Below are 24569 nucleotides of genomic sequence, written 5' to 3'. Positions count from 1 at the left end.
GAATGCAATTCACTAAAATTAATAAATCACGCCATGCGGCCTACGTTTTGCACGTACATTTGGTGTTTATTACCAAGTATCGAAAGCCGATACTGGGGGATCTGCATCACGCTTCATTCGGTCAGTGTGCGGCAGAGGTTTGCAGAGATTTTGGTGCGGAACTGAAAGAGTGTGACGGAGAGGCTGATCATGTTCACATGCTGATAGAGTACGCGCCAACGGTGCAGCTATCGGTACTGGTGAACTCGTTAAAGGCGGTCACATCAAGGCGACTGCGTAATGAATTTCTGGACTTGAGAGGTGCTTACAGCAAACCCGTACTCTGGTCACGCTCTTACTTTGCGGGCTCTTGCGGCGGAGCACCGTTGGAGGTGATCAAGCAATACATTCAAAACCAGCGGGGCTGACGCCCCGGCGAAATTCCCCTCCCACCTACGTCGGAGGGAGTCCCCTTTCGCATTTAAGATGGGATAGGTTTTCAGAGCTCGAGGATCTCTTTGACGAAAGGGATGGTCAGCTTGCGCTTGGCACGGAAGGAGGCGTTGTCGAGACGATTGAGGGTGGCAAGCAGGGTGCGCATATCGCGGGAGAGGCGGTTGAGCAGGAAACGGCCCACGTCGATGGGCAGCTTGAAACCCCGCAGCTCGGCGCGCAGTTGCAGGGCGCTGAGTTTGCCCTCGTCGTCCAGCTCGTCGAGGTGGAAGCTCACTCCCCAGTCGAGACGGGACGCGAGATCCGGCAGTTGCAGCCCCAGCTTGCGTGGCGCGCTGCAGCCGGTAACGATGAGCGTCCCCTCCCCCTTCTCCTTCCAGCGATTGTAGAAGTCGAACAGGGCCCGCTCCCACAGGGCGTTGCCGGCGATCGCCTCCAGGCTGTCAAGACAGACCAGGGGCAGGCTCTCCAAAGCATCGAGCATGCTGGGGTCGAGCTGTTCGAACTGATCGAGGGAGAGATAGGCCGCCGCCGCGTCGCGGGCGTTGACCTCGGCACAGGTAGCATGGAGCAGATGGGAGCGGCCCGACCCCTTGGCTCCCCAGAAATAGAGGAAGGGCGAGCCCTGACCGATGGCCGCATTCTTGAGGGCGGTGATCAGATGGGCGTTGTTGCCGGGATAAAAACTGACGAAGGTTTCATCATCCGGTAGTTGTACGGCTAAAGACAGTTGGGCCGGTTGCTTCACTCGTTGGGCTTTGACTGTGATATTTGCGGGCAAGTGTATCACCAGCGGGGCAGATAGAGAACCGCCCGGACCATGCCGGGCGGTCAGGATCCTTCCCCGGGATCAGGGCTGCGACCATTGATAGCGCAGGCCGCTCTCGTTGTCTTCCACCTGATGCAGGCGACTCTCCAGTTGCAACCCCCTCACCAGCTCGGCCTTGTCCCCCTGCAGCGAGAGGTTGAAGGTCACTTTGTCCCCTTCCAGCTTGCCGATGGCCACCTTGGTGACACTGGCCATCCCCTGCAGCAGCTTCTGGATCTGGATCATGCCATCGATATCGGACAGCCCCTCCACCACCAGGGTCTGGCTGGAGGCGACACCGGAGAGACGGGTACCGTACTGCTGCAACAACCAACCGGCCAGGGCATCGGCAAAGCCCTTTGCCACCTCGGCCTGGGTACCTGAACCCGAGCCCTTGGTCAGCTCGGTCAGCTCTCCTGCCTGTGCCCCCGGCTTGGCCCCATAAAGACCCCAATCGATGCTCCAGGCCTCCCCCTCCGGGCTAAGTTTGCCGAGCACCACCATTTCAGCGCCGTAACGCTGGCTCGCCTTGAGCACGGGATCGGCAAAGCGGCCCCAGACATCGGTGGCATTGACCGCCATGTTGTCATCCAAGTCCATCAGCGGGAGACTGACCGGCAGCCCCATGGCCTGGGTCTGGGCACGCAGCGCCTCGGACCAGCCATCGCCGGACTGATCCGGCAGAATGCGCCGCTCCCCTTCGTCGACCACCAGCCAGATGGCGACCTGCGGCCGCACCGGGCCAAGCAGGGCAAACTTGCTCTGGCCGACCAGGGCGTTCACCTTGGCCACATTGAAATCCGCCTTGAGAAACTTGACCGAGCCGATGTCCTGATAGCTGTATTGCTGCACGTAATCCGCCGGCGCCGCCAGGGCCTTCACCACATCCGGCTGGGTGAGGATATCGCGCTTGCCCGTCACCTTGACGAGCACATCCCCCAGCGCCTGGGACTGGGCGGCCGTCATGTCGCCACTGGTGGGAGCCTTGCCCTGATAGAGGTCGGTTACCTGGGCGGCCGATACCACGAGTGGCAGACAGCAGCAGAGGAGAGTCGCTAAGCGTTTCAGCATAAAGAAGATTCTCGAAATGGGGGATGGTGCTTATGGTAGCGGCAAGGCGCGCATGGCAGCAAGCAAAGGGGGGAGAAACAGCGGAGCCGGCAGGGTGCCGGCTCCGTTTGCGCGCCTTGGGCGCGGCGATGGGGTGATGCTTACTTGGTGCCGAAGATCTTGTCGCCGGCATCCCCCAGACCCGGGACGATATAGCCCTTCTCGTTCAGCCCCTGGTCGATGGAGGCACAGAACAGCTCCACGTCCGGGTGAGCGGCTTCCAGGGCCTTGATGCCTTCGGGGGCGGCAACCAGCACCAGCACCTTGATGGACTGGCAACCTTTCTTCTTGAGCAGATCGATGGTGGCGATCATGGAGCCGCCGGTGGCCAGCATGGGGTCGATGACCAGGGCCAGACGCTCTTCGATGTTGCTGACGATCTTCTCGAAGTAGGGGACAGGCTGCAGGGTCTCTTCATCGCGATAGATACCGACCACGCTCACGCGGGCGCTCGGCATGTGCTCAAGCACCCCGTCCATCATGCCAAGACCGGCGCGCAGGATGGGCACCACGGTGACCTTCTTGCCCTTGATCTGGTCGACTTCCACAGGGCCGTTCCAGCCATCGATGGTCACTTTTTCGGTTTCGAAGTCAGAGGTCGCTTCGTAGGTCAACAAACTGCCCACTTCCTTGGCCAGTTCACGGAAACGCTTGGTGCTGATGTCGCCTTCGCGCATCAGGCCGATCTTGTGCTTGACCAGGGGGTGTTTGACTTCAACGACTTTCATTATTATCTCCTCTAACCGGCGCCAAAAAAATCGCGGAATCATACAACAAAAGCCACGGCTTGTAGAGCTTTTCGATTCAAAAACGCGCAAACGATTTTCTTTCTGGTTTTTCGTGCCCACTGGTAGAATACGCCCCGAATTTTACCCTCCACTTCTTTATATGACGGGGAATACGCGTGACTGACAAAACCTCACTGAGCTACAAGGATGCTGGCGTAGATATCGATGCCGGCAATGCACTGGTTGAACGTATCAAGGGCGTGTCAAAACGCACTCGTCGTCCTGAAGTCCTTGGTGGTCTTGGCGGCTTTGGGGCCCTGTGTCAAATCCCTGCTGGCTACAAGGAACCGGTACTGGTCTCCGGTACCGACGGGGTGGGCACCAAGCTGCGTCTGGCCATCGACCTGAAGAAGCACGACACCGTGGGGATCGACTTGGTCGCCATGTGCGTCAATGACCTCATCGTGCAGGGCGCCGAGCCCCTCTTCTTCCTCGACTACTATGCCACCGGCAAGCTGGACGTGGACACTGCCGCTGCCGTGGTCACCGGCATCGGCGCCGGCTGCGAACAGTCCGGCTGTGCTCTGGTCGGCGGTGAAACTGCCGAAATGCCTGGCATGTATGAAGGGGAAGATTACGACATCGCCGGTTTCTGCGTCGGCGTGGTGGAAAAGAGCGAGATCATCGACGGCAGCAAGGTTGGCGAAGGGGATGCCCTGATCGCCCTGGCCGCCAGCGGTCCCCACTCCAACGGCTTCTCCCTGGTGCGCAAGATCCTGGAAGTCTCCAAGGCCGACGTGCAGCAGCCGCTGGGTGACACCACCCTGGCCAACGCCCTGCTGGAGCCGACCCGCATCTATGTGAAGCCCGTGCTCAAGCTCATCAAGGAGTGCGAGATCCACGCCCTGTCCCACATCACAGGCGGCGGCTTCTGGGAGAACATCCCGCGCGTGCTGCCCGCCAACACCCAGGCGGTCATCGACGAGCAGAGCTGGCAGTGGCCGGCGGTGTTCAGCTGGCTGCAACAGGCAGGCAACGTCACCCGCCACGAGATGTATCGCACCTTCAACTGCGGCGTCGGCATGATCATCGCCCTGCCGGCGGATCAGCTGGACAAGGCCCTGGCCCTGCTCAAGGCCGAAGGCGAGAACGCCTGGCACATCGGCCACATCGCCAAGGCGGCCGATGGTGAGGAGCAGGTCATCATTCAATGAATGATCGTATCAACGGCCAGATGACCTCCCCTATGAAACGCATCCTCGTCCTCATCTCAGGCAGCGGCAGCAACCTGCAGGCCATCCTCGACGGCTGTGGCGGCGGCAAGATTGCCGGTCAGGTGGTCGGCGTCATCAGCAACAAGGCTGATGCCTATGGCCTGGTGCGTGCCAGGGAAGCCGGGGTGGCAACCGCCATCCTGGCCCAGCAGCAGTTCGCCAGCCGGGAGGAGTATGATGTCGCCCTGCTGGCTCTGATGGCGGATTATCAGCCGGATCTGGTGGTGCTGGCCGGCTTTATGCGGATCCTGAGCGCCGACCTGGTGCGGCACTTTGCCGGGAGGATGATCAACATCCACCCCTCATTGCTGCCGAAATACCAGGGTCTGCACACCCACCAGCGCGCCATCGAGGCCGGTGATGACGAGCACGGCGCCAGCGTCCACTTCGTCACCGAAGAGCTCGACGGCGGCCCGGTTATCCTCCAGGCACGGGTCCCCATCTTCGAAGGGGACAGTGCCGACGAGGTCGCCGCCCGGGTCCAGGTGCAGGAGCACAGCATCTACCCCCTGGTAGTGCAGTGGTTCTGTGAAGGGCGCTTGCAGATGCGAGAAGGGTCTGCCTTCCTCGATGGCAAGCAGCTTGGCCTGGCAGGCTATGCCAGCGAGTAACCGCTAGCAGCAGTAAGACACAACAAGGGAGGCTCAGGCCTCCCTTGTCATTTCCATCGACCTGCGCAATGGCTGTCATCACGTCCGATGACGCCGCTGCGCGGCTAATCGGCCCTACACCGGATTGTCGATATCGATAAAGGTCACCTCCAACCCGTGTACGGTGGCGAGCCACTCTCCCAGCGCCTTGACGCCGTAACGTTCGGTGGCGTGGTGGCCTGCGGCGTAGAAGTGCATGCCCATCTCCCGGGCGGTGTGGATGGTCTGCTCGGAGGCTTCGCCGGAGATGAAGGCATCGATGCCCTGCTCCGCCGCCTGGCTGATGTAGCTCTGACCACCGCCGGTGCACCAGGCCACGGAGCGGATGAGCTCGGGACCACTGTCACCACAATGAAGCGGCTCGCGACCGAGACGCTCGGCAATCAGCTTGGCAAAATCGCTGCCGCTCATGGGCTCCTCCAGCTTGCCCACCATGGCGACGCTCTTGCTGTTCCAGGGTTCGAGCCCGCGACGCACCTTGATGCCGAGCAGCTTGGCAAGCTGGGCGTTGTTGCCCACCTCGGGGTGCACGTCCAGCGGCAGGTGGTAGGCAAACAGGTTGATGTCGTGGGTCAAGAGGGTCTTGAGACGACGCTGCTTCATGCCGGTGATCTGGGCCGGCTCGCCGCTCCAGAAGTAGCCGTGATGGACCAGGATGGCGTCAGCATCAGCGGCCACGGCGGCATCGATGAGGGCCTGGCTGGCGGTGACGCCGGTCACCACCTTGCGAATGCGCTCGCGCCCCTCCACCTGCAGGCCGTTGGGGCAGTAATCCTTGATGGCATGGGGTTCGAGCAGGTGGTTGAGCAGGCTTTCCAGTTTACGATGAGAGATCATAGGGGTCTCCTAGCTGGGCTCCCCACACACTGTGCGGGGAGCCGGATTCCGATCGTCAGGGCCCATGATAATCGAGCCGGACCGGCAAGGCCATGCGCCTGTCAGGCCTAGGCGGGCAGCTCGATGCCGGCGTCACGCATCTGGGCCAGCTTGTAGCGCAGGGTGCGCGGGCTGATGCCGAGCTTGTCGGCCACCGCTTTGCGACTGCCGTTGCACTCCTGCAGGGTGTCCAGAATGATCTGGTGCTCCTGCTGCTTGAGTTCGCCGCCAAGCCCCTCCCCTGACAGCCGCTCGAGCGGCCGCACCAGGGTCTCGTCCGTCTCCTCCAGGATCAGGTGCTCACAGTCGATGAGACCGTCTGGGCAGAGGATCAGGGCGCGCTGCACCACGTTGTCGAGCTCGCGCACGTTGCCGGGCCAGGGGTGAACCATCAGACGCTCTCGGGCGTCCTCTGCGAGCTGCGGCGTCGGCAGCCCCATCTGGCTGGCATGCAGCGCCAGCAGATGCTCCGCCAGGGGAAGAATGTCACCCGGGCGTTCCCAGAGCGCCGTCCAGCGCAGGGGGAAGACGTTGAGGCGGTAGTAGAGATCTTCGCGGAACAGCCCCTCCTGCACCGCTTTTTTCAGATCCCGGTTGCTGGTGGCAATGACCCGCACATCGAGGGGGATCATTTTGCGGCTGCCGAGCCGCTCCACCTCTTTCTCCTGCAAGACCCGCAGCAGCTTGGCCTGCAGCCCCAGATCCATCTCGGTGATCTCGTCGAGCAGCAGGGTTCCTCCCTGAGCCTGCTCAAACTTGCCAGGGCACCCCTGCACCGCACCGGTGAAGGCGCCCTTCTCGTAGCCAAACAGGGTCGCTTCCAGCATGTTCTCCGGAATGGCGGCGCAGTTGATGGCGACGAAGGCCTGCTCTGCCCGGCTGGAGTGGTCGTGAATGTAGCGAGCCAGCACCTCCTTGCCTGTCCCGCTCGGGCCGGTCACCATGACGGTGGCTTCGCTTCTCGCCACCCGGGTCGCCAGCTGGAACAGCTCCGCAGTCCTGGGGTCCCCGTACACCACGGCCCGTTTCTCCACCTTTTGGGCCGGCACATAACGGCTGACCTGGTTGAGCAGCACCTCGGGGGAGAAGGGCTTGGCCAGATAGTCGATCGCCCCCTCGCGCATGGCGCGCACCGCCCCGTCGATGTTGGCGTAGGCAGTCATCAACAGCACAGGCACCTGGGGATATTGCTGGCGGATATTGGCGAGTAGGGTCAGACCATCCATGCCCCCCATCTGGATGTCGGAGATCACCATGTCAAAGCGCTGACGGGACAGAGCAAGCAGGGCCCGCTCGCCGCTGTCCACCTCGCGGCACTCATAGCCACCGAGCAGCAGGGTATCCACCAGCGCCTCGCGCAGGCCGTTGTCATCTTCCACCACCAGAATGCGAGCCTGGGTCATGCCACACCTCCTACAACCAACATGGCCTTGTCGAGAATCATCTTCACCGGCGCTCCGGCTTTTGCGCGCCTCATGCCACGCCCCCCAACTGAACCTGTTGCTGATGCAGGGGGAAGGACAGGGTAAAACAGGTGCCCTCGCCAGGGACCGAGGCCACGCTTACCTCCCCCTGATGGGCTCGTACCACCGACTGCACCACCGCAAGACCGAGGCCCGTGCCTTGGGATCGGGTGGTAAAGAAGGGTTCGAAGATCTGGTTGAGCAGGGAGGGGGCCATCCCCTTGCCGTTGTCGATGACCCGCATCTCCACCCGGTTGCCGCTGCGCACAGCGCTCACCAGGAGCGAATCGGCGCCGGCCTGCCGGGCATTGGCGATGAGGTTGTTGATGGCCCCCGCCAGGGCACTGCTGTTGGCAAGCAGACAGAGATCGGGCTCAGGGGCCTCCAGATGCAAGGCGCAGCCCTGCTGCTGGCAGAAGGCTTCGGCCCCCGCCTGCACTTCCGCCAGCAAGCCCTGCACCGAGAGGGGCGCCACCACCTGGTTGTCGCCATTGCGGGCAAACAGCAGGATGTCGTTGATCTGCTTCTCGAGATCCTGCAGGCGCGCCATCAATTTTTGCTGGAACTGGCTGCGGGATTCAGGCTTGAGGGTGCGGTTGGCCAGGTTGGCCGCATAGAGCATGGCGGCGGAGAGCGGGGTGCGGATCTGGTGCGCCAGGGAAGCCGCCATGTTGCCAAGGGCGGAGAGGCGCTTCATGTGGTTGACCCTGTCCTGCAACTGGCGGGTCTCGGTCAAGTCGGTAATGAACACCAGTTGGCCGGACTGATCCGGCAGCGGCTGGGTCGACAGCTGGACCCGGCGGCCGTCGCGCAAGGAGATCTCGTGACCGTCATCCTCACGGGGTTCGAAGCAGCGGGCGATGATCTGGCGCCAGGAAAGGCCTTCCAGTGGCTCTCCCAGCAGCGCCAGGGCGGCAGGGTTTGCGCGGGTGATCAGCCCCTCGCCATCGAGCAGCAGCACGCCGGTCGGCAGCGCCGTGAAGATGGCGTAAAGCTGACTCACTTCATGTGACTGGAGGGGGGCATCCTGCTGCAAGATTGTCATAAAGCTGACCTCAAACTGGCGATTGAGTCAGCTTATTCAATTTCCATGCCAGCAAAATAGACGTTATTTATCAATGCATTGGGTCAATGCGTCAAAGCATTGACCTCAATTGTCCTTGCTCATGCCGTACTTCTTCATCTTCTCCACCAGGGTGGTGCGGCGCATGCTGAGCAGGTCGGCGGCGCGGGCCACTACCCCGTCCTGGGACTCCAGGGCCTGGCGGATCAGCTCCACCTCGAGGTCGGCCAGCATCTCCTTGAGGTTGACCCCCTCTTGAGGCAACTGCATGGGCAGGGGCATGGCGATGCCGGGATCCAGCTCTGGTGGGGACTGGAACACGGCAGCCAGGGCGTCCCGCTCGTCCATCTCGGTGAGCCGTTCATCTCGTGGCTCGCAGGGCAGCAGGCGATAGCGGCCGGGCAGATCCGCCACATCGACGATCTGGTTCGGATAGAGGATGAGCAGGCGCTCGATGAGGTTGGACAGCTCGCGCACGTTGCCGGGCCAGGCGTACTGCATCAGGGACTCCATGGCGCGCTGGGTCAGACGGATGATCCCCTTGTGCTGTTCGGCATGGCGATTGAGCAGCTCCTGCAGCAGCAGCGGGATGTCGTCGGCCCGATCCCGCAGGGGGGGCGTCTCGATGGGAAACACATTGAGGCGGTAGTAGAGATCTTCGCGAAACGCCTGGGTGCGGATCATGGCTTCCAGATCCCGGTGGGTCGCCGCGATCACCCTCACATCGGCCTGGACGGCCTTGCCGCCCCCGACCCGGTCGAACTGGCGCTCCTGCAGCACCCGCAGCAACTTGACCTGCATCGGTAGCGGCATGTCGCCGATTTCGTCGAGGAAGAGGGTGCCCCCCTGGGCCAGTTCGAAGCGGCCGCGCCGGGCGGCAATGGCACCGGTGAAGGCCCCCTTCTCGTGACCGAACAGCTCGCTCTCGAGCAGCTCAGCCGGAATGGCGCCGCAGTTGATGGGCACGAAGGGGCCCGCGCTTCGGGCGGACAGCTCGTGGATGGCGCGAGCCACCACCTCCTTGCCGGTTCCGGATTCACCGAGGATCAGTACGATGGCGTCGGTCTCGGCCACCTGGCCGATGAGACGGCGCACCTCCTGGATGCCCCTCCCCTTGCCCACCAGCAGGCGCAGCAGGGTCTGACCCTTGTCGTGGGTCTGATGACGGGGATGCAGGGAGATGAAGGCCTGGCAGAAGTGCAGATGACGGGTGAGGGACTCATAGGTAAAGGGGGCCTCGGCCACCCCGATGAAGTTGCTGCAGCCGTGGCTCGCCGACATCAGGGAGAGGAAGGGCAGACGAGGATGGGCGGCAAGCAGCTCACTCAGGGCGCGCTCGCGCAGTTCCCCGGCCAGAATCCCCTGCAAGGGTCCGGCAGTCTCGATGGCCACATCGAGATCGCTCTCCACCACCTCCTGCCAAGGGATCCCCATGAAGGAGAGCACAGTCCCCAGTTGCTGGCGCCGCACATCATCGGCATCAACAAGCAGCACACCCATAGCCATCCTATCCATATTTTCACACCTGACGCCAAGTTATTGTTTTTTAAGTGCTTATTAAAACCAATCTCGCACTGTGTCATAAGGGGGACAAAGTGCCAAAATTCTGGCGGATTGTCAAAACTTGTCGCATCCTCCCGGACCCTGGCGGGACGGGGATCACGCTTCCAGCCAGATTGAGTATCGGATGAAAACCAGCGAAGGGGAAAGAATGACGCCGACAGGGTGCGGCGTCAGAGGAGGGATCAGTGTTTCACGCTCTCCTGGGGAGCAGCATAGCGGCACTCGGGAAACCGGCTGCAGGCGAGGAACAGGCGACCGGCATGGGGACCCTTTCGTGCTTCCCGTGCCACCAGGGGCGCGGCACAGCGGGGGCAATGAGGGATCGTCTCCCGGGGCTCCTCCTCCTCCGGATCGAGGAAGGGATTCTCCTCCATCAACACCGGCATTGCCTCTTCGGCCTGGGGGGACGGCACCTGGGGCTCCCTGGCAGCCCCCGGGTGTGACATGCCCAGATCGACGCCATCGAGCAGCAGCGGGCTGAAGGTCGGTTCGCGGCGCTCGCCGGGCAGCAGGTCATCCACCGGAGCCGTCGTTCTCGCCAGCAGGGGCAGCAGTTGCTCCCGCAACTCGTCGACCTGGTAGTGGCTGCTGGCCGGGATCTGCAACAGCGGCAGGCCGGCGCCATCGCAGGCCGCCTTCAGGAAGAGATCCCGCGACTTGCGCTTCTGGTGGCGGTGCCCCTCGTCATCCAGCTCCACGGCACACAGGAAAGAGAGATCCGCCGGGTGGCAGAGCAGAAAATCGAAGTGCTTCTCCCCTATCTTGCCGAGCGCCTGCTGGCGCTTGCCCTTGCCAAGGTGCGCCTCGGGCGTCAATACATAGGAGGCTCGTACCTTGGCAAAGACACGGGCCTTGTCCCCCACCGCCTGATCCAGCACCCCGAAGAAGGTGCGCTCGGCTGGGCTCATCAAGGTTTCCTGCAGATCATAGGGCTCGGCCTTGCCCTCTTTCTCCCTGCGCCAGACGATCACCAGCAGGAGCAACCCCAGCAACACGGCTCCTGATACGACAAGGCTATTCATACACGCACATCCCGTTTACAAGACAAATTCAGTTCACACCAAAGGAAGGGGCACACTCTACCACGGGGAAAGCGACTCAGGCAGCGCAGAAATCAAGCCCGTCCCGGCATTCGCGTTTTTTCACTGAATTTGCGCAAGGCGGGCTTCATATGGCCTGTCACAGCAGGCACAATGCTAGAGCCCATGGACGTTCTGGCGCGCACCCCGTCGCCGCCAGGCGTCAACGGACCCCACGCAGCCCCATTCAAGGAGAGCAGGATGCAAAAGCAATTGGTCGTCACCGTGATCGGCGCAGACAAACCCGGGATCGTCGAGAGCCTGGCCGATACCATCACCCGGCAGCAGGGTAACTGGCTGGCCAGCTCCATGAGCGAGCTGGCGGGGCAATTTGCCGGCATTTTGCACGTCGCCGTGCCTGACGAGCATTACCGCAGCCTGTGCGAGGCCCTGGTGATGCTGCCTGGCCTCACCGTGAGCTTCGCCGAAGGGCAGCTGAGCCCGCAACCGGCCCATCAGGTGATGCTCAGCGTCACCGGCAACGACAGACCGGGCATCGTCCACGAAGTGGCCAGCATCCTGCGCCAGCTCAACATCAACGTCGCCGACCTCACCACAGGTTGCGAACCTGCGCCCCACTCAGGCGCCCCTCTCTTCTATGCCCACGCCCTGGTGGCCCTGCCGCCGCAGCTCGAACTGGACGATCTCGTCACGGCCCTGGAGTCCCTCTCCGACGACCTCGTCGTCGACATCGATCAGGATCTGAGCGAATAGTGTCGCCTGTCATAAATTTGTCATGGTTTGACGCCATAACTTCCGCGCAGACGCAACCAGAGCAAAGAGGCACCAGATGAGCACCGACAAGCAGTATGAAGAGAAAGAGCTTAGCTGGCTCTCATTCAATGAACGGGTGTTGCAAGAGGCGATGGACAAGACGGTACCCCTGATCGAGCGGGTCCGTTTCCTCGGGATTTTCTCCTCCAATCAGGACGAGTTCTTCAAGGTACGGGTGTCGGACGTCAAGCGCCGCATCCTCATCAACGAAGTCCACGGCGGCGACGACGAGGCCAAGGTGCTGCTGCGCGCCATCCAGCAGAAGGTGATGGCGCTCGGCGAGGCGTTCGACAACACCTACAAGGAGCTGCTGATCGCGCTGGCCCGCCACAACATCTTCCTGGTGAACGAAAGCCAGCTCTCCGAGTCCATCCAGCAGTGGCTGCGGATCTTCTTCCGGGAAAAGGTGCTGCGCCACATCATCCCCATCCTCCTCAACAAGGAGGTCAACCCGGTCAAGTTCCTGAAAGACGAGCACACCTATCTCGCCATCGAGATGAAGAAGAACGGCCAGGTGATCCAGTACGCCCTGGTGGAAGTGCCCACCGACGATCTGCCCCGCTTCTTCCAGCTACCGTCGGAGGGCACCCGTCGCAAGAAGCAGATCATCATCCTGGACAACGTTATCCGCTTCTGTCTGGACGAGATCTTCAAGGGCTTCTTCGACTACGACGAGATTGCCGCCTACGCGGTCAAGCTGACCCGGGATGCCGAATATGACCTCTCCGACCAGCTGGACCTCAGCCTGGTGGACAAGATGAGTGACGGCTTGAAACAGCGCCTCACTGCCATGCCGGTGCGCTTCGTCTACGAGCGGGAGATGCCGGCGGCCATGATAAGCTTCTTGAAGCTCAAGCTGCAGATCAGCTCCTACGACGCCATCATGCCCGGTGGGCGCTATCACAACTTCAAGGATTTCATCGGCTTCCCCAATGTGGGCCGGGATTATCTGGAAAACCCCAAGCTGCCGGCCCTCGATTGCCGCGACTTTGACGGCTTCGTCAACGCCTTCGACGCCATCGCCAAGCAGGACATCCTGCTCTACTACCCGTACCACAAGTTCCACCACTTCACCGAGCTGGTGCGCCAGGCGGCCTTCGACCCGGCGGTCAGCGCCATTCGCATCAACATCTACCGGGTGGCCAAGAAGTCGCGGATCATCCACTCCCTCATCGACGCCGCCAACAACGGCAAGAAGGTGACCGTGGTGGTGGAGTTGCGCGCCCGCTTCGACGAGGCGGCCAACATCGACTGGGCCAACATCCTGACCGACGCAGGCGTCAAGGTGGTGTTCGGGGTGCCCAGCCTCAAGATCCACTCCAAGCTCTGCCTCATCACTCGCCACGAGAACGGCGAGGCGGTGCGCTACGCCCATATCGGGACCGGCAACTTCAACGAGAAGACCGCCAAGATCTACACCGACTTCTCCCTGCTGACCCGCCATCCGGACATCACCGCCGAGGTGGAAAGCGTGTTCGAGTACATCGAGTACCCCTATCGGCGCTACAAGTTCAACCACCTGCTGGTCTCCCCCATCAACACCCGCCGCCAGCTCTATCGCCTCATCGACAACGAGCTGGCCAACGCCAAGGCGGGGCAACCCAGCGGCATCACCCTCAAGATCAACAATCTGGTGGACAGAGACCTCATCAACCGGCTCTATGCCGCCGGCCAGGCCGGGGTGCCCATCCAGATGATCATCCGGGGCATGTGCGCCCTGCGCCCGGGGGTGCCGGGTCTGAGCGACAACATTCGGGTCATCAGCATCATCGACCGTTTCCTCGAACATCCGCGGGTGATGGTGTTCCACAACAAGGGCAATCCCCAGCTCTATATCTCCAGTGCCGACTGGATGAGCCGCAACATCGACGGTCGCATCGAGGTGGGCACCCCCATCTATGACGAGCGGCTCAAGCAGCGCATCCTCGACATTCTCGAGCTACAACTGAGTGATACCTGCAAGGCGCGGGTGATCGATGCCGACCAGAAGAACGAATACGTGAAGCGGGGCAACCGCCGCAAGGTCCGTTCCCAGGTGGCGATTTACGACTACCTCAAACGCATAGAGTCAAACCATGGACAATAGTCTGTACGCCGCTGTCGACCTGGGCTCGAACAGCTTCCACATGGTCATCGCCCGCCTCACCGAGGGGAGGATGCAGATCATCGATCGCATCAAGGAGCGAGTGCGCCTCGCCGAAGGGATGGACGGTCAGCGCCGCATGTCCCCGGAGGCCATGGCGCGCGGGCTGGACTGCCTCGCCCTGTTCGCCGAGCGGCTCACCAACATCAAGCCGGATCAGATCCGCATCGCCGGCACCTACACATTGCGCCGCGCCAGCAACGCCCGCGACTTCGTGCGCGAGGCAGCCAAGGTGCTCAACCACCCCATCGAGATCATCAGCGGCCAGGAAGAGGCCCGCCTCATCTATCAGGGGGTCGCCCATACCCAGCACATCGAGGGCCAGGTGCTGGTGGTGGACATCGGCGGCGGCAGCACCGAGCTCATCATCGGCGAAGGGTTTGAGCACAAGGCGCTCACCAGCCGCAAGATGGGCTGCGTGAGCTTCACCCAGAGCTTCTTTGGCAACGGCAAGCTCGGCGAGAAGGCCTTCAACGCCGCCGTGTTGGAAGCCCAGCATCAGCTCGCCCCCATCATCAACCAGTACCGCAAGCTGGGCTGGCAGAGCTGCCTCGGCAGCTCGGGCTCCATCCGCACCGTGCGCGACGTGTTGCAGGGGGAAGAGTGGACCGATGGTGCCATCACCCTGGCGGGACTGGAGCGGCTGAAAGAAGAGATGCTCAAGCACAAGCGGGTCGATCAGCTCAAACTGGCGGGCCTCACCGAGGAGCGTCAGGGGGTCTTTGCCGCCGCGGTGGCCATCCTGCTCGGGCTATTCACCTCCCTGCCCATCGAGCGGATGGAGTACTCCGACGGCGCCCTGCGCGAAGGGTTGCTCTACGAGTTCGAGGAGCGCCTGCAGCATCACGACATTCGCGAACGTACCGCGCTTGCACTCAGCACTCACTATCGCATCGACAAGCGCCAGGCCACCCGGGTAGAGAGCAGCGTCCTCTCCCTGTTCGACGCCCTGTGCGGCCCCTGGGAGATGCCGGAAGAGCCCTATCGCGCCATCCTCGGCTGGGCGGCGCGGCTGCACGAGATCGGCCTTGCCATCAACTACAGCGGCATCCACAAACACTCCGCCTATATCTTGCAAAACACCGATCTGCCCGGCTTCAACCAGGACGATCAGGCCCTGCTGGCGGCCCTGGTGCGCTTTCACCGCAAGGGGCTCAAGCTCTCCGAGCTGCCGGCCCTGCCCAACCACGACGAGCAGACGGTGCTGCGCTGCATCCGCATCCTGCGCCTCGCGGTGGCGGCCCACCACAGGCGTCAGGACAACCTGCTGCCCGAGTGGAACGTGCAGGCCGCCGGGGATCAGCTGGTGGTCACCCTGCCCCTGGACTGGTGCGACGAGAACAAGTTGCTGATGCAGAACCTGGAAAAGGAGCACCGCTACTGCCACGAGCAGGGCTGGCCCCTGCTGTTCCAGCTCGGGTGATCCGCCCCTCTGTGCAAAAAGGCAGCCGATGGCTGCCTTTTTTGTCTCTTGTGCTTTCCTACTGCAGATCCGGCAGGATCAGCTTGGCTATCTCGAAGTAGATGATGAGGCCGGTACCGTCCACCAGGGTAGCGATGAAGGGGGCGGAGACCACCGCCGGGTCGATGCGAAAGCGACGCAGCACCATGGGGATCACCGAGGCGACAGTGGCGCTCCAGAGCACGTTGACATCCTCCCCCACCTTAGCGCTTCGCGTCACAGGAGGGGGATCCCCATTACTGGGTGATAGCTGCTCGCGCAGTACCGGGTTCCTGCTTCATCGGGCGGCCTGATTGCACCACGCCTCCACAGGCTAAAACGGCGTGTCCCGCCGCTAAAATATTGCGAGCGCCGTTCACATCGGCGTTCGCCTCATAACCACACGCAGCGCATTTAAACTGGCTTTGCGTCTGGCGGTTATCCTTCGCAGTATGCCCACAACAGGCGCACTGCTGGCTCGTGTAGGCCGGGTTTATCGCCAACACCTGACCGCCTCGCCATGCCTGCTTATATTCGAGCTGGCGGCGCAGCTCAAACCAGCCCTGATCTAATATCGAACGATTCAGCCCTGATTTTGCCCGGACGTTGCGCCCCGGCTGGCTGGTCGTGCCCGCTGCTGATTTTGACATGCTGGCAACCTTCAAATCCTCAATGACGATCATCGCGTGGTTTTTGCTGATAGTCGTTGTGACCTTGTGAAGGTAATCGCGGCGGCTATTGGCGATATGTGAATGCAGCCGCTGGATCTTGGCTTTTTGTTTCTTCCAGTTGCTGCTGAACTTTACCTTTTTGCTCAACTGGCGTTGGAGCCTTGCCAGCTTGGTCTGATTGGTTTTGAAGCTGTTGACGGGCTCAAACACCGTGCCATCTGACAGGGTTGCGAGCTTGGCGATCCCCGCATCCAGCCCGACCATTGAGCCGGAGGGGTGAATTGGCTCGGACGTCTCCTGCTCGACCTGAAAGGAGATATACCAGTGCCCGGCTGCTTGGCTGACGGTCGCGTTTTTAATTTTCCCTTCAACTGGCTGGGACTGGCGAAACTTGACCCACGCCAGCCCGGCAGGCAGCTTCACTCGACCCTTTTCAAGGCGGCAATACTTGTCGAAGTTGACGAACCGGATAGCGTCGCGGTTGTCGCTTTTTTTCTTGAATACGGGTGCCTTGGCGGCGAGTTTCTTATCAAAGCAGCGCATCCACGCGCCATGCAAATCCTTGAGCTTCTGCTGGAGGTTGTCGGTATATGCCTCGGCCAGAAAGGCCATTTCTGGGTCTTTCTTCCAACTGGTGAGCATCCTGTTCAGCTCAAAGGCAGAAGGCAGTTTTTCGCCAGCATCCAGAATGCGTTTGGTTTCTGCCAGCCCGTGATTCCAGACATAACGAGCACAACCGCCCAACTGGCGCAGGCGTTGCGCTTGTTGTTCGGTCGGTTCGAGTCGGAATTTGTAGGCTTTCAGAATTTGCATTTGGCGCTCAGTGTGTAGCATTATTGCCATATCTATTAAGCCCGATTGAGTGACAGAATGCAATTCACTAAAATTAATAAATCACGCCATGCGGCCTACGTTTTGCACGTATACTTGGTGTTTATCACCAAGTATCGAAAGCCGATATTGGGGGATCTGCATCACGCTTCCTTCGGTCAGTGTGCGGCAGAGGTTTGCAGAGATTTTGGTGCGGAACTGAAAGAGTGTGACGGAGAGGCTGATCATGTTCACATGCTGATAGAGTACGCGCCAACGGTGCAGCTATCGGTACTGGTGAACTCGTTAAAGGCGGTCACATCAAGGCGACTGCGTAATGAATTTCTGGACTTGAGAGGTGCTTACAGCAAACCCGTACTCTGGTCACGCTCTTACTTTGCGGGCTCTTGCGGCGGAGCACCGTTGGAGGTGATCAAGCAATACATTCAAAACCAGCGGGGCTGACGCCCCGGCGAAATTCCCCTCCCACCTACGTCGGAGGGAGTCCCCTTTCGCATTTAAGATGGCGACGATGGTCAGGGTCACCACCATGCCGATCTCGGGCCCCACCCCTAGGCTCCAGGCCCGCACCCAGGCCGCCAGCGCGATGGCGGCCGAGATGAGCAGACCGGTGGAGATCTCCTTTTTCAGCACGGTGCCGAGGTTTTTCAGGCTCACCTCCCCCACCGCCATGGCACGCACTATGGTGGTGGTGATCTGGGTACCGCTGTTGCCACCGGTACCGATGAGGAGCGGGATGAAGAAGGCCAGGGCGATGGCTGCCTCCAGCTGCTCTTCAAAGGCCCGCAGCACGGTGCCTGTGTAGGCTTCCGCCACGAACAGGATCAGCAGCCAGCCCACCCGCTTGCGCCACAACTGCCAGGGGGTGGCCTGCAGATAGGGGGTATCCAGCGGTGAGGAGCCCCCTTGCAGCTCCGCATCCTCGGTGGACTCCAGCTCCAGAATGTCGGCGGCATCGTCCACGTGGAAGACCCCCACCAGACGACCCTGATCTTCCACCGGCAGGAGCGAGAGGTCGCGGTCAATGAGCAGGCGGGCCGCCAGCTCCTGATCCGCACGGGCGTTGATGCGCACTGCCTCCCCCTCCATCAGCTCCCCTACCGGCAGCAGAGGATCGGCGATCAGCAGCGACTTGAGGGAGACGCTGCCAAGCAGGCGCTGCTCGCCGTCAACCACATAGAGATGACCGAACAGCCTGGCCTGATCCCAGGCCCCGTGGATCAGCTGCTTGGCGCTTTCCACCGTCGCATCGGCCTCCACTGCCAGGTATTCGTGGCGCATGTTGGCCCCCACCGACTCGTTCGGCCAGGCCAGCAGGGACTGGAAGGCTTTGCGGGTGGGGTCTGGTAGCCGGGCGAGCAGGGTCTTGCGATCGTGCTCGTCGAGCCTGCGCAGGATGGCCAGCAGGTCCCGACGGGCCAGGGTGCCCTGCAGTATCCCCACGATGCTGCCATGCAGCCTGAGCAGCAGATGGCCGGCACACTCCGCCGGGAGGGAGGCGAGCAAGGACGCCCCTTCCGGCATGGAGAGGGTATCGAAGATGCAGTTGAGCTCTTCCGGGCGCAGGGTCAGAAGCTGATCGGCACGGGCCACCGGATCCAGGTTGTGCGCCAGCCAGTTGCGCAGGGCAACCGGGTCGAGCAGTTGATGACGATTGAGCAGGGTGTGTGTTTTCTTCATCACAGATGTCCTCATGTGATTTCAGGCGAACCTGAACGCCTCCGGCACCTGGCCGGATGCAACGGCAAGAAAACAGCAATTTGATTGACGAGTAACAGGCAGGAAATGACGCCGTCCGGCGTGTTTTCATCCCCACGTACCAGCTTTAGCACTGCATAACGTATCCGGCATGCCGGAAGCCACTTGGGTTGACACCTTAATCCGATGAAAACTGTCCTGATCTTGGGCGTCTCTGGACGTCGTGAGATCAGTGGCCTGTGTTTATGCAGGAGCCTCGCCTAACGAGATGCTGCGAACATTGATTGCACGGCGCTACCGTGCGGGCGGCATCATCTGCCCAGGCGCAGGTCGAGTCAAGGCAAACGGGCCCCTGGCAACGGGTTGTTACAAATTGGCCGGACGGCGGGCCCTTCATGAAACGAGGCTCCCCCGTGCGTGGCACGGGGGAGCCTGCGGTCAACGGACGAACGTCAGCGGATATAGTCGAATAGGGTCAGCTTGCTTATCTTGCTGAAGGCTAGCTGGGAGGCGCTCATGGCTGCATCCTCCTTGGAGAGGGCCGCGATCACCTCGTACATGTCCGCCTCGGACACCTTGGCCCGCGCCTGCTGGTTCAGGGTGCTGAGTCCATCGTTGGAACTCATCACCTGCTCCAGGCTGTTCATCCTTCCCCCCAGCTCCCCCAGTCCCCGGTCTATCTTGGTTCTGGCGTTGCTCATGTGGGTGGTGGCATCGGAGACCGCCAGCTGGAAATCGCTCTCGGACAGGGTCGGATCACGCATGGCGGAGATGAAATCGGACATGCCATTGAGGATGTTGTCGTTTTTCGGGGTATCCAGCACGAAGTTCTGGGTCGCCGACCCCGCAGGGAGGTCGAGGGTGAGCGCCAGGCCGTTGAAGGGGATCTTGTTGCCCGCCACATAGTCGCCGCTTTGCAGCAGGGTGCCACCGCTGTCACGGATCTCGTAGGTGTCCGGCGGCCCGGCCAGGGTGCTGACCGCATATTGGTTGCTCGGCAGGGAAGAGTCATAGTTGTTGCGATAGAAGCTCTCGAAGTTCCCCTGATCCGCCACCGACACCTGGATGTTGCCACTAGCGGCGCTGGCAGTGCGCCGGGTCGCCACTATCTCGAACAGATCGAAACCGGAGTCGTTGGCCGGGATCTGCACCGTGGGTGAGACCTGGATGTTGCGCTGCCCCGTGTCCCCCTGGAACACATAGTTGCCACTGGCATCCTTGACGAAGGGCTGGGTCTTGCTCTGATTGCCGCCGAAGATGTACTCCCCCTGGGAGTTCTTGCTGTTCATCAGGTCGAACATCTGCTTTTGCAGCCCCTCCAGCTCGCTCGCGATGGCGCTGCGCTCCTCGGAGCCCATGGCGGAGTTGTTCGCCTTCTGGATCAGGGTCTGGGCACTGAGCATGGCGCTGTTGAGGGAGGTCAGCACCGTCTCCTCGTGGCCCAGGCTGTTCTCCAGCAGGCTGCCGTTGACGCCGTACTGCTTGAAGAGATCGATCTCCTTGGTCAGCGCCATCTTCTGGCTCATGCCGGCCGGGTCCTCCCCGGAGCGGGAGAATTTATCCCCCGTCATCAACTGGTTGTAGGCGGTGTTCTGGCGCTCGCTCACCTTGCTCATGGAGGCAAGGTTGCGGTCATAGATCATGTTGGTGGTGATGCGCATGACTTACCTCACGGAGGAGAGCAGGGTGTCGAAGATGGTCTTGGCGGTGTTCACTATCTGGGCCGAGGCCGCATAGGACTGCTGGAAGCGGATGAGGTTGGCCGCCTCCTCCTCCAGATTGACGCCGGAGACACTCTCGAAGATGGCGGTACTCTGGGTCAGCTTCGCCTCGTTGGCCTGCAGCAGGGTCTTGGCCTGGCTGGTCTTGTTGCCAATGCCGCTCACCAGACCCGAGTAGGCATCGTTGAAGGTCATCTTGTCGTTGCTGGTGGCGGCGTTGTTGTTCTTGCGCACCAGCTCCTTGTTCTGCAGCTCCGCCAGCGCCAGGCCGTTGGCGTTGTCCGCAAAGCCGTCCTTGTTGTAGCTGAGCGTGAAGCTGTCGCTGGCTTCCACCTTGCCGGTGATGCTGAACTCATAGCCCGGGCTCTGGGTCGGATCGGCGTAGACCTTGGGCCCCCCCAGGGGGCTCTCGAGGGCGGCCATCAGGTTCTGTCCCTTGCTGGAGGCGGGGGCGACACCCAGCAGGTTGTTGTTCTTGTCATAGACCTCGTAGTTGCCGCTGCCGTCGATCTTGATGACCTGGGGGGCACTCGGGTCCAAAGTGTTGGTGCCAAAACCCGAGCCCGTGCCGGTGTTGTAGACACCGCCCAGCGCTATCTCGCCCGAGCCCAGGTTCTGGGATCCCTTGTCCGCCTTCAGGGGGGAAGCCAGCGCGATATCTTCAGGACGGGTGATCGCCTGCTCCAGGTTGGCAGCCGCATTCCGGGTGGGTTGCAACAAGATCTTGTCACCTGCAGCCGGTGTGCCGGAGAGATCGATTTCGATGCCGTGGCCCGTCACTTCGAAGGTGGCTGGCGGCGTGGTCCCCGTGGCGAGCGAGGTACGCTGCCCGCTGCCGTCGATGGCGAACACCTCGTAACCGGTGGCGCTGTTGAACCGCACCTCGTAGTCGAAGGTGGTGACCTCGCTCCCCTTGCCGGGAACGAAGTTGACGCTGGCCGCCCCGTTGCCCTGGTTGCTGGCGTAGGGCAACCCCTGGCTTCCTTTGAGGGTGAAGAGATCCCCCCCAAGCTCGTTGTCGAGATCCATCCCCAACCGATTCTGCTGGTTCATGGCATCCCCCAAGGCGACGGCCATCTGCCCCAGCTCCCGCTTGGCGGGCTCCAGATCCCGACGCGCGGTGAAGAGGCCACCGATGGCACCGCCAATATCCTGGTCGTTGATGCTGGCCTGGTTCTTGCCCAGGGTCAGCTGCAGGGAAGGCTCACGGGAATCCGGGTCCCCCGGCACCACCTTGAACTGGGCCACGCCGCCATCGAGCACCAGGGAGTGCCCTGTGCTCATGTTGACCAGCATGCTGCCGTTGGGCTGGGTCACGGTGCGGATCTCCATCTTCTCGGAGAGCTGGCGAATGGCCTCATCACGCTGATCGAACAGCATCAGGTTCTCTTCAGGGGAGCCCTGGGTGCGGACGATGGACTGGTTCAGATCGTTGATGCTGTTCAGCAGGCTGTTCACCCTGTCCGTCTCGTCCCCTATGGTGGCGTTAATGGTATCGGACTGCTTGTCGAGCTGGGCGGAGAGGGTGTGGAATCTGTCCACCATACCGCTCAGTTCACTCAGGGTCGTCTGGCGCCCTCCGATCTCGGACGGTGACTCGTTGGCGGTGTGGAAAGCCTTGAAGTAGGAGGTGATGGTGGACCCCACACTGTTGCTGGCATCACCGAGCAGGCTGTCGAGCTGGAACAGTTGATCGTAGCGGGTGTTGGCGGCGTTATAAGCGGACGTATCACGGCGAACCTCGGCCTGGGCATAGGCGTTGATGATGCGATCACTCACCATGTCGCCCGTCCCCAATCCGACGGAATTGGTGTAGATCAGGGTGCGTTCACGTACATAGCCCTGGCTATTGACGTTCACTATGTTGTTGCTGGTGGTCTGCAGCAGCCGCTGCTGGGCCAACACACCCGAGGTCCCAATTCCAAGCAGATCGCTTGCCATAGCTTACAGCTCCATCTCTGTGTTCCTGTCTGCAATGTTGCCGGGCGTCGAATAGCCGGCGATGGCATCACTGCGCAACACTTGTTTAAGTTTCCTGGCGTACTGGGGATCGGTGGCATAACCGGCCTGCTGCAACGCCTCGAAGTAACGGTCCGGGCTGTCCACCTTGGCCAGCGCTCCCTTGTAGCGACTCCCAGAGGTCAGGAAATCCACGTAGTCGTTGAAGCTCTCTTCGAACGACTCGTAGGAGCGAAACGCCGCCTTCTGGCGCGAGGCCACCCCTTGCTCGTATTCCAGGGTGCTCACCACCGCCTTGGGGCCTTCCCATCGCGGATCCGCCTTGATGCCGAACAGGTTGTGCGTCACGTTTCCGTCTGCATCCTTGATCACCCGCTTTCCCCAGCCACTCTCAAGGGCGGCCTGGGCCACCAACACCGCCGGGCTCAACCCCAGCTTATCCGCCGCCTTCTTGGCCAGCGGCATCAGCCTGTCGACGAACTCTTCCGGGCTGTCAAACACCTTGGCGCTGCCATCCAGGGCCGAAGGCCTCTGGCTGCTGCCCATGGGCGGCACGGTGCGGTGGGGGCGTCTTGGCATGGCCAGCGTACGCTCGGCCCCATTCAGCTCACCCTTCATTTCGTTATCAGCAAAATCTTTGCCAACTTTGGAGGCAGCAATCAGATCGTTGGAGGCACTGGGGGGTTGATAGGGCTTGTAGACCCGCTCGGTACGCTGGGGCAACTTGAGTACCCGGCAATCCTGATGGGTGAAGGTCTGCTCGGGTGAGAGCTGCCTGGCCACCATCTCGGCGATGCCCAGCCCCCCCTTGCTCGACATGTCGGCAACCCGCTGCTCGTCCAGCATCCCTTCATAGAACTGGGTGTAGCTGCTGTTCATCGGGTTGCCCTCGGTGAGCACCGAGTTGGCCTGGCGCATCCCCTTGAACAGGGTCTGGGTGAAGATGGATTCGAACTGGCGGGCGGCCGCCATCAGGGCCCCTTGCTTCCCCTCCTTGCTCAGGCTCATCTGGCGCAGTTTGTCCAGGTTCTGGACGTCCTGCACCATGCCAATATTGATACCGCTCTGGGTGTCGAACTCTGCCATAACCTACCTCTTTGCCGCCCGTGGCAACCGCTTGCCGCTCACGAAATTACAGAATGACCAGTTGGCCCTGGATCGCGCCCGCCTGCTGCAGCGCCTCCAGGATCGCCATCAGATCCCCGGGGGCTACCCCCACCTGGTTCACCGCCCGCACCAGGTCGTCCAGGGTCGCGCCGGTATCGAGCTTGAACATCCGACCGGGATCCTGCTGCACGTTGATGGTGGAGTTGTTGGTGACCGCCGTCTGCCCGCCAGCGAGCGGATTGGGTTGGGAGACCTGCTGGTTCTCGGCGATGGTGACCGTCAGCCCACCGTGACTGATGGCCGCCGGGCGCAGCTTGACCTCGCTGCCGATGACGATGGTCCCGGTGCGCGAATTCACGATGATCTTGGCGGACTCGCTCGCCGGGTCCACTTCCAGGTTCTCGATGGTGGAGAGGTAGGAGACCCGCTGGGCCGGATCCCGCGGTGCGAATACCTTGATGGAGGTGGCGTCCATCGCCTGGGCGGTATTGGGCCCCACCAGATCGTTGACCACGTCCGCCAGACGGCGGGCGGTGGTGAAGTCCGGCCGGTTCAGGTTGAAGGTGATGGTGTCGCCCTGGCTGAAGGAGTTGGGAACCTCCCGCTCCACGGTCGCCCCGTTGGCGATGCGCCCCACTGTGGGCGTGTTCACCACCACCTTGGAGCCGTCCGCCCCTTCGGCCCCGAGGCCACCGACCACCAGGCTGCCCTGGGCCACCGCATAGACGCGGCCATCCAGCCCTTTCAGGAAGGTCTGGAGCAGGGTGCCGCCACGCAGGCTCTTCGCCTCGCCGATGGCGGAGACGGTGACGTCTATGGTCTGGCCCGGCTTGGAGAAAGGGGGCAGATCCGCGTGGATGGCCACCGGTGCCACGTCCTTGATCTTGGGCTTGATGTTGTCAGGCACCTTGATGCCGAAGTTGTTGAGCATGGTCCTGAAGGTCTGCTCGGTGAAGGCGTTGTTCTTCTCCCCCGTGCCGGGCAGGCCCACCACCAGACCGTAACCGATCAGCTGGTTGCTGCGCACCCCTTCCACCGAGGCGAGGTCCTTGATGCGGGATGCGTGCGCCAGCCCGAAGGGCAGCAGGCAGCACAGCAGGGCAAGCAGACGGAATCGGTTCATGACATCTCCTAACAAAACCTTCCTGATCCGGGACCCGTGAACGCCCCGGACTCTT

General features: G+C 61.7%; 21 protein-coding genes, 1 pseudogene and 1 riboswitch. Of the genes and pseudogenes, 7 read left to right on the top strand and 15 right to left on the bottom strand.

Annotated features, from left to right (window positions below):
- The first annotated feature begins 2 nt into the window (after window positions 1-2).
- On the top strand, window positions 3-407 hold the full coding sequence (gene tnpA, locus I6L36_RS20590; protein ID WP_010674034.1) for an IS200/IS605-like element ISAs26 family transposase: 405 nt from the start codon (window positions 3-5) through the stop codon (window positions 405-407).
- A gap of 71 nt (window positions 408-478) precedes the next feature.
- On the opposite strand, the gene hda is transcribed toward tnpA (I6L36_RS20590), so the two are convergent.
- The 3 genes from hda to upp all read right to left on the bottom strand — a co-directional run bounded on the left by hda (window position 479) and on the right by upp (window position 3078).
- Window positions 479-1180, bottom strand: coding sequence for a DnaA inactivator Hda (hda, locus tag I6L36_RS20585; RefSeq protein WP_010675272.1), 702 nt, complete (start codon window positions 1178-1180; stop codon window positions 479-481).
- Window positions 1181-1282: 102 nt separating this feature from the next.
- On the bottom strand, window positions 1283-2311 hold the full coding sequence (locus I6L36_RS20580) for a DUF2066 domain-containing protein (protein WP_216986882.1): 1029 nt from the start codon (window positions 2309-2311) through the stop codon (window positions 1283-1285).
- A gap of 140 nt (window positions 2312-2451) precedes the next feature.
- Entirely contained in the window at window positions 2452-3078 is a 627-nt protein-coding gene (gene upp, locus I6L36_RS20575) for a uracil phosphoribosyltransferase (protein WP_005302745.1), read from the bottom strand.
- Window positions 3079-3254: 176 nt separating this feature from the next.
- On the opposite strand from upp, the gene purM reads away from it, so the two are divergent.
- Together purM and purN are read left to right on the top strand one after the other, a co-directional pair.
- Complete coding sequence (gene purM, locus I6L36_RS20570) at window positions 3255-4292, top strand: phosphoribosylformylglycinamidine cyclo-ligase (protein ID WP_139736376.1); 1038 nt, start codon at window positions 3255-3257, stop codon at window positions 4290-4292.
- 32 nt (window positions 4293-4324) lie between these two features.
- Window positions 4325-4963: a phosphoribosylglycinamide formyltransferase gene (gene purN, locus I6L36_RS20565; RefSeq protein WP_216987153.1), complete on the top strand. Its 639-nt coding sequence runs from the start codon at window positions 4325-4327 to the stop codon at window positions 4961-4963.
- Window positions 4964-5077: 114 nt separating this feature from the next.
- Here purN and I6L36_RS20560 read toward each other — a convergent pair whose 3' ends face one another.
- The 5 genes from I6L36_RS20560 to I6L36_RS20540 all read right to left on the bottom strand — a co-directional run bounded on the left by I6L36_RS20560 (window position 5078) and on the right by I6L36_RS20540 (window position 10989).
- Window positions 5078-5839: a Nif3-like dinuclear metal center hexameric protein gene (locus I6L36_RS20560; RefSeq protein WP_102948623.1), complete on the bottom strand. Its 762-nt coding sequence runs from the start codon at window positions 5837-5839 to the stop codon at window positions 5078-5080.
- A 107-nt stretch (window positions 5840-5946) separates the two neighbouring features.
- On the bottom strand, window positions 5947-7281 hold the full coding sequence (locus I6L36_RS20555; RefSeq protein WP_216986881.1) for a sigma-54 dependent transcriptional regulator: 1335 nt from the start codon (window positions 7279-7281) through the stop codon (window positions 5947-5949).
- A 70-nt stretch (window positions 7282-7351) separates the two neighbouring features.
- On the bottom strand, window positions 7352-8386 hold the full coding sequence (locus tag I6L36_RS20550) for a PAS domain-containing sensor histidine kinase (RefSeq protein ID WP_216986880.1): 1035 nt from the start codon (window positions 8384-8386) through the stop codon (window positions 7352-7354).
- A 105-nt stretch (window positions 8387-8491) separates the two neighbouring features.
- Window positions 8492-9910 carry a sigma-54 dependent transcriptional regulator gene (locus I6L36_RS20545; protein ID WP_302055675.1) on the bottom strand — a complete coding sequence of 473 codons (1419 nt, stop codon included), beginning with the start codon at window positions 9908-9910 and terminating at the stop codon, window positions 8492-8494.
- 239 nt (window positions 9911-10149) lie between these two features.
- Window positions 10150-10989 carry a DUF2726 domain-containing protein gene (locus tag I6L36_RS20540; RefSeq protein WP_216986878.1) on the bottom strand — a complete coding sequence of 280 codons (840 nt, stop codon included), beginning with the start codon at window positions 10987-10989 and terminating at the stop codon, window positions 10150-10152.
- A 258-nt stretch (window positions 10990-11247) separates the two neighbouring features.
- Here I6L36_RS20540 and I6L36_RS20535 point away from each other — a divergent pair, with 258 nt between their 5' ends.
- From I6L36_RS20535 to ppx, 3 genes are all read left to right on the top strand, one after another.
- On the top strand, window positions 11248-11760 hold the full coding sequence (locus I6L36_RS20535; RefSeq protein ID WP_010675281.1) for a glycine cleavage system protein R: 513 nt from the start codon (window positions 11248-11250) through the stop codon (window positions 11758-11760).
- 76 nt (window positions 11761-11836) lie between these two features.
- Complete coding sequence (gene ppk1 / locus I6L36_RS20530; protein WP_216986877.1) at window positions 11837-13906, top strand: polyphosphate kinase 1; 2070 nt, start codon at window positions 11837-11839, stop codon at window positions 13904-13906.
- The gene (ppx, locus tag I6L36_RS20525) at window positions 13896-15386 is read left to right on the top strand and encodes an exopolyphosphatase (protein ID WP_043128825.1); all 1491 of its coding nucleotides are present in this window, start codon (window positions 13896-13898) and stop codon (window positions 15384-15386) included. Before ppk1 ends, ppx begins: the two co-directional genes overlap by 11 nt.
- Before the next feature lie 58 nt (window positions 15387-15444).
- Here the strand turns inward: ppx and I6L36_RS20520 are convergent.
- Both I6L36_RS20520 and I6L36_RS20515 read right to left on the bottom strand, forming a co-directional pair.
- A pseudogene (locus I6L36_RS20520) lies at window positions 15445-15609 on the bottom strand (magnesium transporter); the annotation flags it as partial.
- 52 nt (window positions 15610-15661) lie between these two features.
- Complete coding sequence (locus tag I6L36_RS20515) at window positions 15662-16951, bottom strand: RNA-guided endonuclease TnpB family protein (protein WP_216986874.1); 1290 nt, start codon at window positions 16949-16951, stop codon at window positions 15662-15664.
- Between I6L36_RS20515 and tnpA (I6L36_RS20510) the strand changes: the two genes are divergently transcribed.
- Complete coding sequence (gene tnpA / locus I6L36_RS20510) at window positions 16946-17350, top strand: IS200/IS605-like element ISAs26 family transposase (RefSeq protein WP_104454394.1); 405 nt, start codon at window positions 16946-16948, stop codon at window positions 17348-17350. The genes I6L36_RS20515 and tnpA (I6L36_RS20510) overlap by 6 nt on opposite strands.
- Here the strand turns inward: tnpA (I6L36_RS20510) and I6L36_RS20505 are convergent.
- From I6L36_RS20505 to I6L36_RS20485, 5 genes are all read right to left on the bottom strand, one after another.
- Window positions 17270-18586 carry a magnesium transporter gene (locus I6L36_RS20505; RefSeq protein WP_113070035.1) on the bottom strand — a complete coding sequence of 439 codons (1317 nt, stop codon included), beginning with the start codon at window positions 18584-18586 and terminating at the stop codon, window positions 17270-17272. The two genes, tnpA (I6L36_RS20510) and I6L36_RS20505, sit on opposite strands and share 81 nt — an antisense overlap.
- Before the next feature lie 123 nt (window positions 18587-18709).
- Window positions 18710-18879: riboswitch (M-box (ykoK) riboswitch) on the bottom strand.
- Window positions 18880-19056: 177 nt separating this feature from the next.
- Window positions 19057-20265, bottom strand: coding sequence for a flagellar hook-associated protein FlgL (flgL, locus tag I6L36_RS20500; protein WP_005329788.1), 1209 nt, complete (start codon window positions 20263-20265; stop codon window positions 19057-19059).
- 3 nt (window positions 20266-20268) lie between these two features.
- The gene (gene flgK / locus I6L36_RS20495) at window positions 20269-22266 is read right to left on the bottom strand and encodes a flagellar hook-associated protein FlgK (protein WP_069652529.1); all 1998 of its coding nucleotides are present in this window, start codon (window positions 22264-22266) and stop codon (window positions 20269-20271) included.
- Between the two features lie 3 nt (window positions 22267-22269).
- Window positions 22270-23370 carry a flagellar assembly peptidoglycan hydrolase FlgJ gene (gene flgJ, locus I6L36_RS20490; RefSeq protein ID WP_216986876.1) on the bottom strand — a complete coding sequence of 367 codons (1101 nt, stop codon included), beginning with the start codon at window positions 23368-23370 and terminating at the stop codon, window positions 22270-22272.
- A 46-nt stretch (window positions 23371-23416) separates the two neighbouring features.
- Window positions 23417-24514 carry a flagellar basal body P-ring protein FlgI gene (locus tag I6L36_RS20485; protein ID WP_010675288.1) on the bottom strand — a complete coding sequence of 366 codons (1098 nt, stop codon included), beginning with the start codon at window positions 24512-24514 and terminating at the stop codon, window positions 23417-23419.
- Window positions 24515-24569: the final 55 nt, after the last annotated feature.

The organism is Aeromonas sp. FDAARGOS 1406 (assembly GCF_019048565.1).
GTDB lineage: Bacteria > Pseudomonadota > Gammaproteobacteria > Enterobacterales > Aeromonadaceae > Aeromonas > Aeromonas caviae.
The sequence above is the reverse complement of the archived record's forward strand: the minus strand, read 5'-3'. Positions and strand labels throughout refer to the sequence as shown.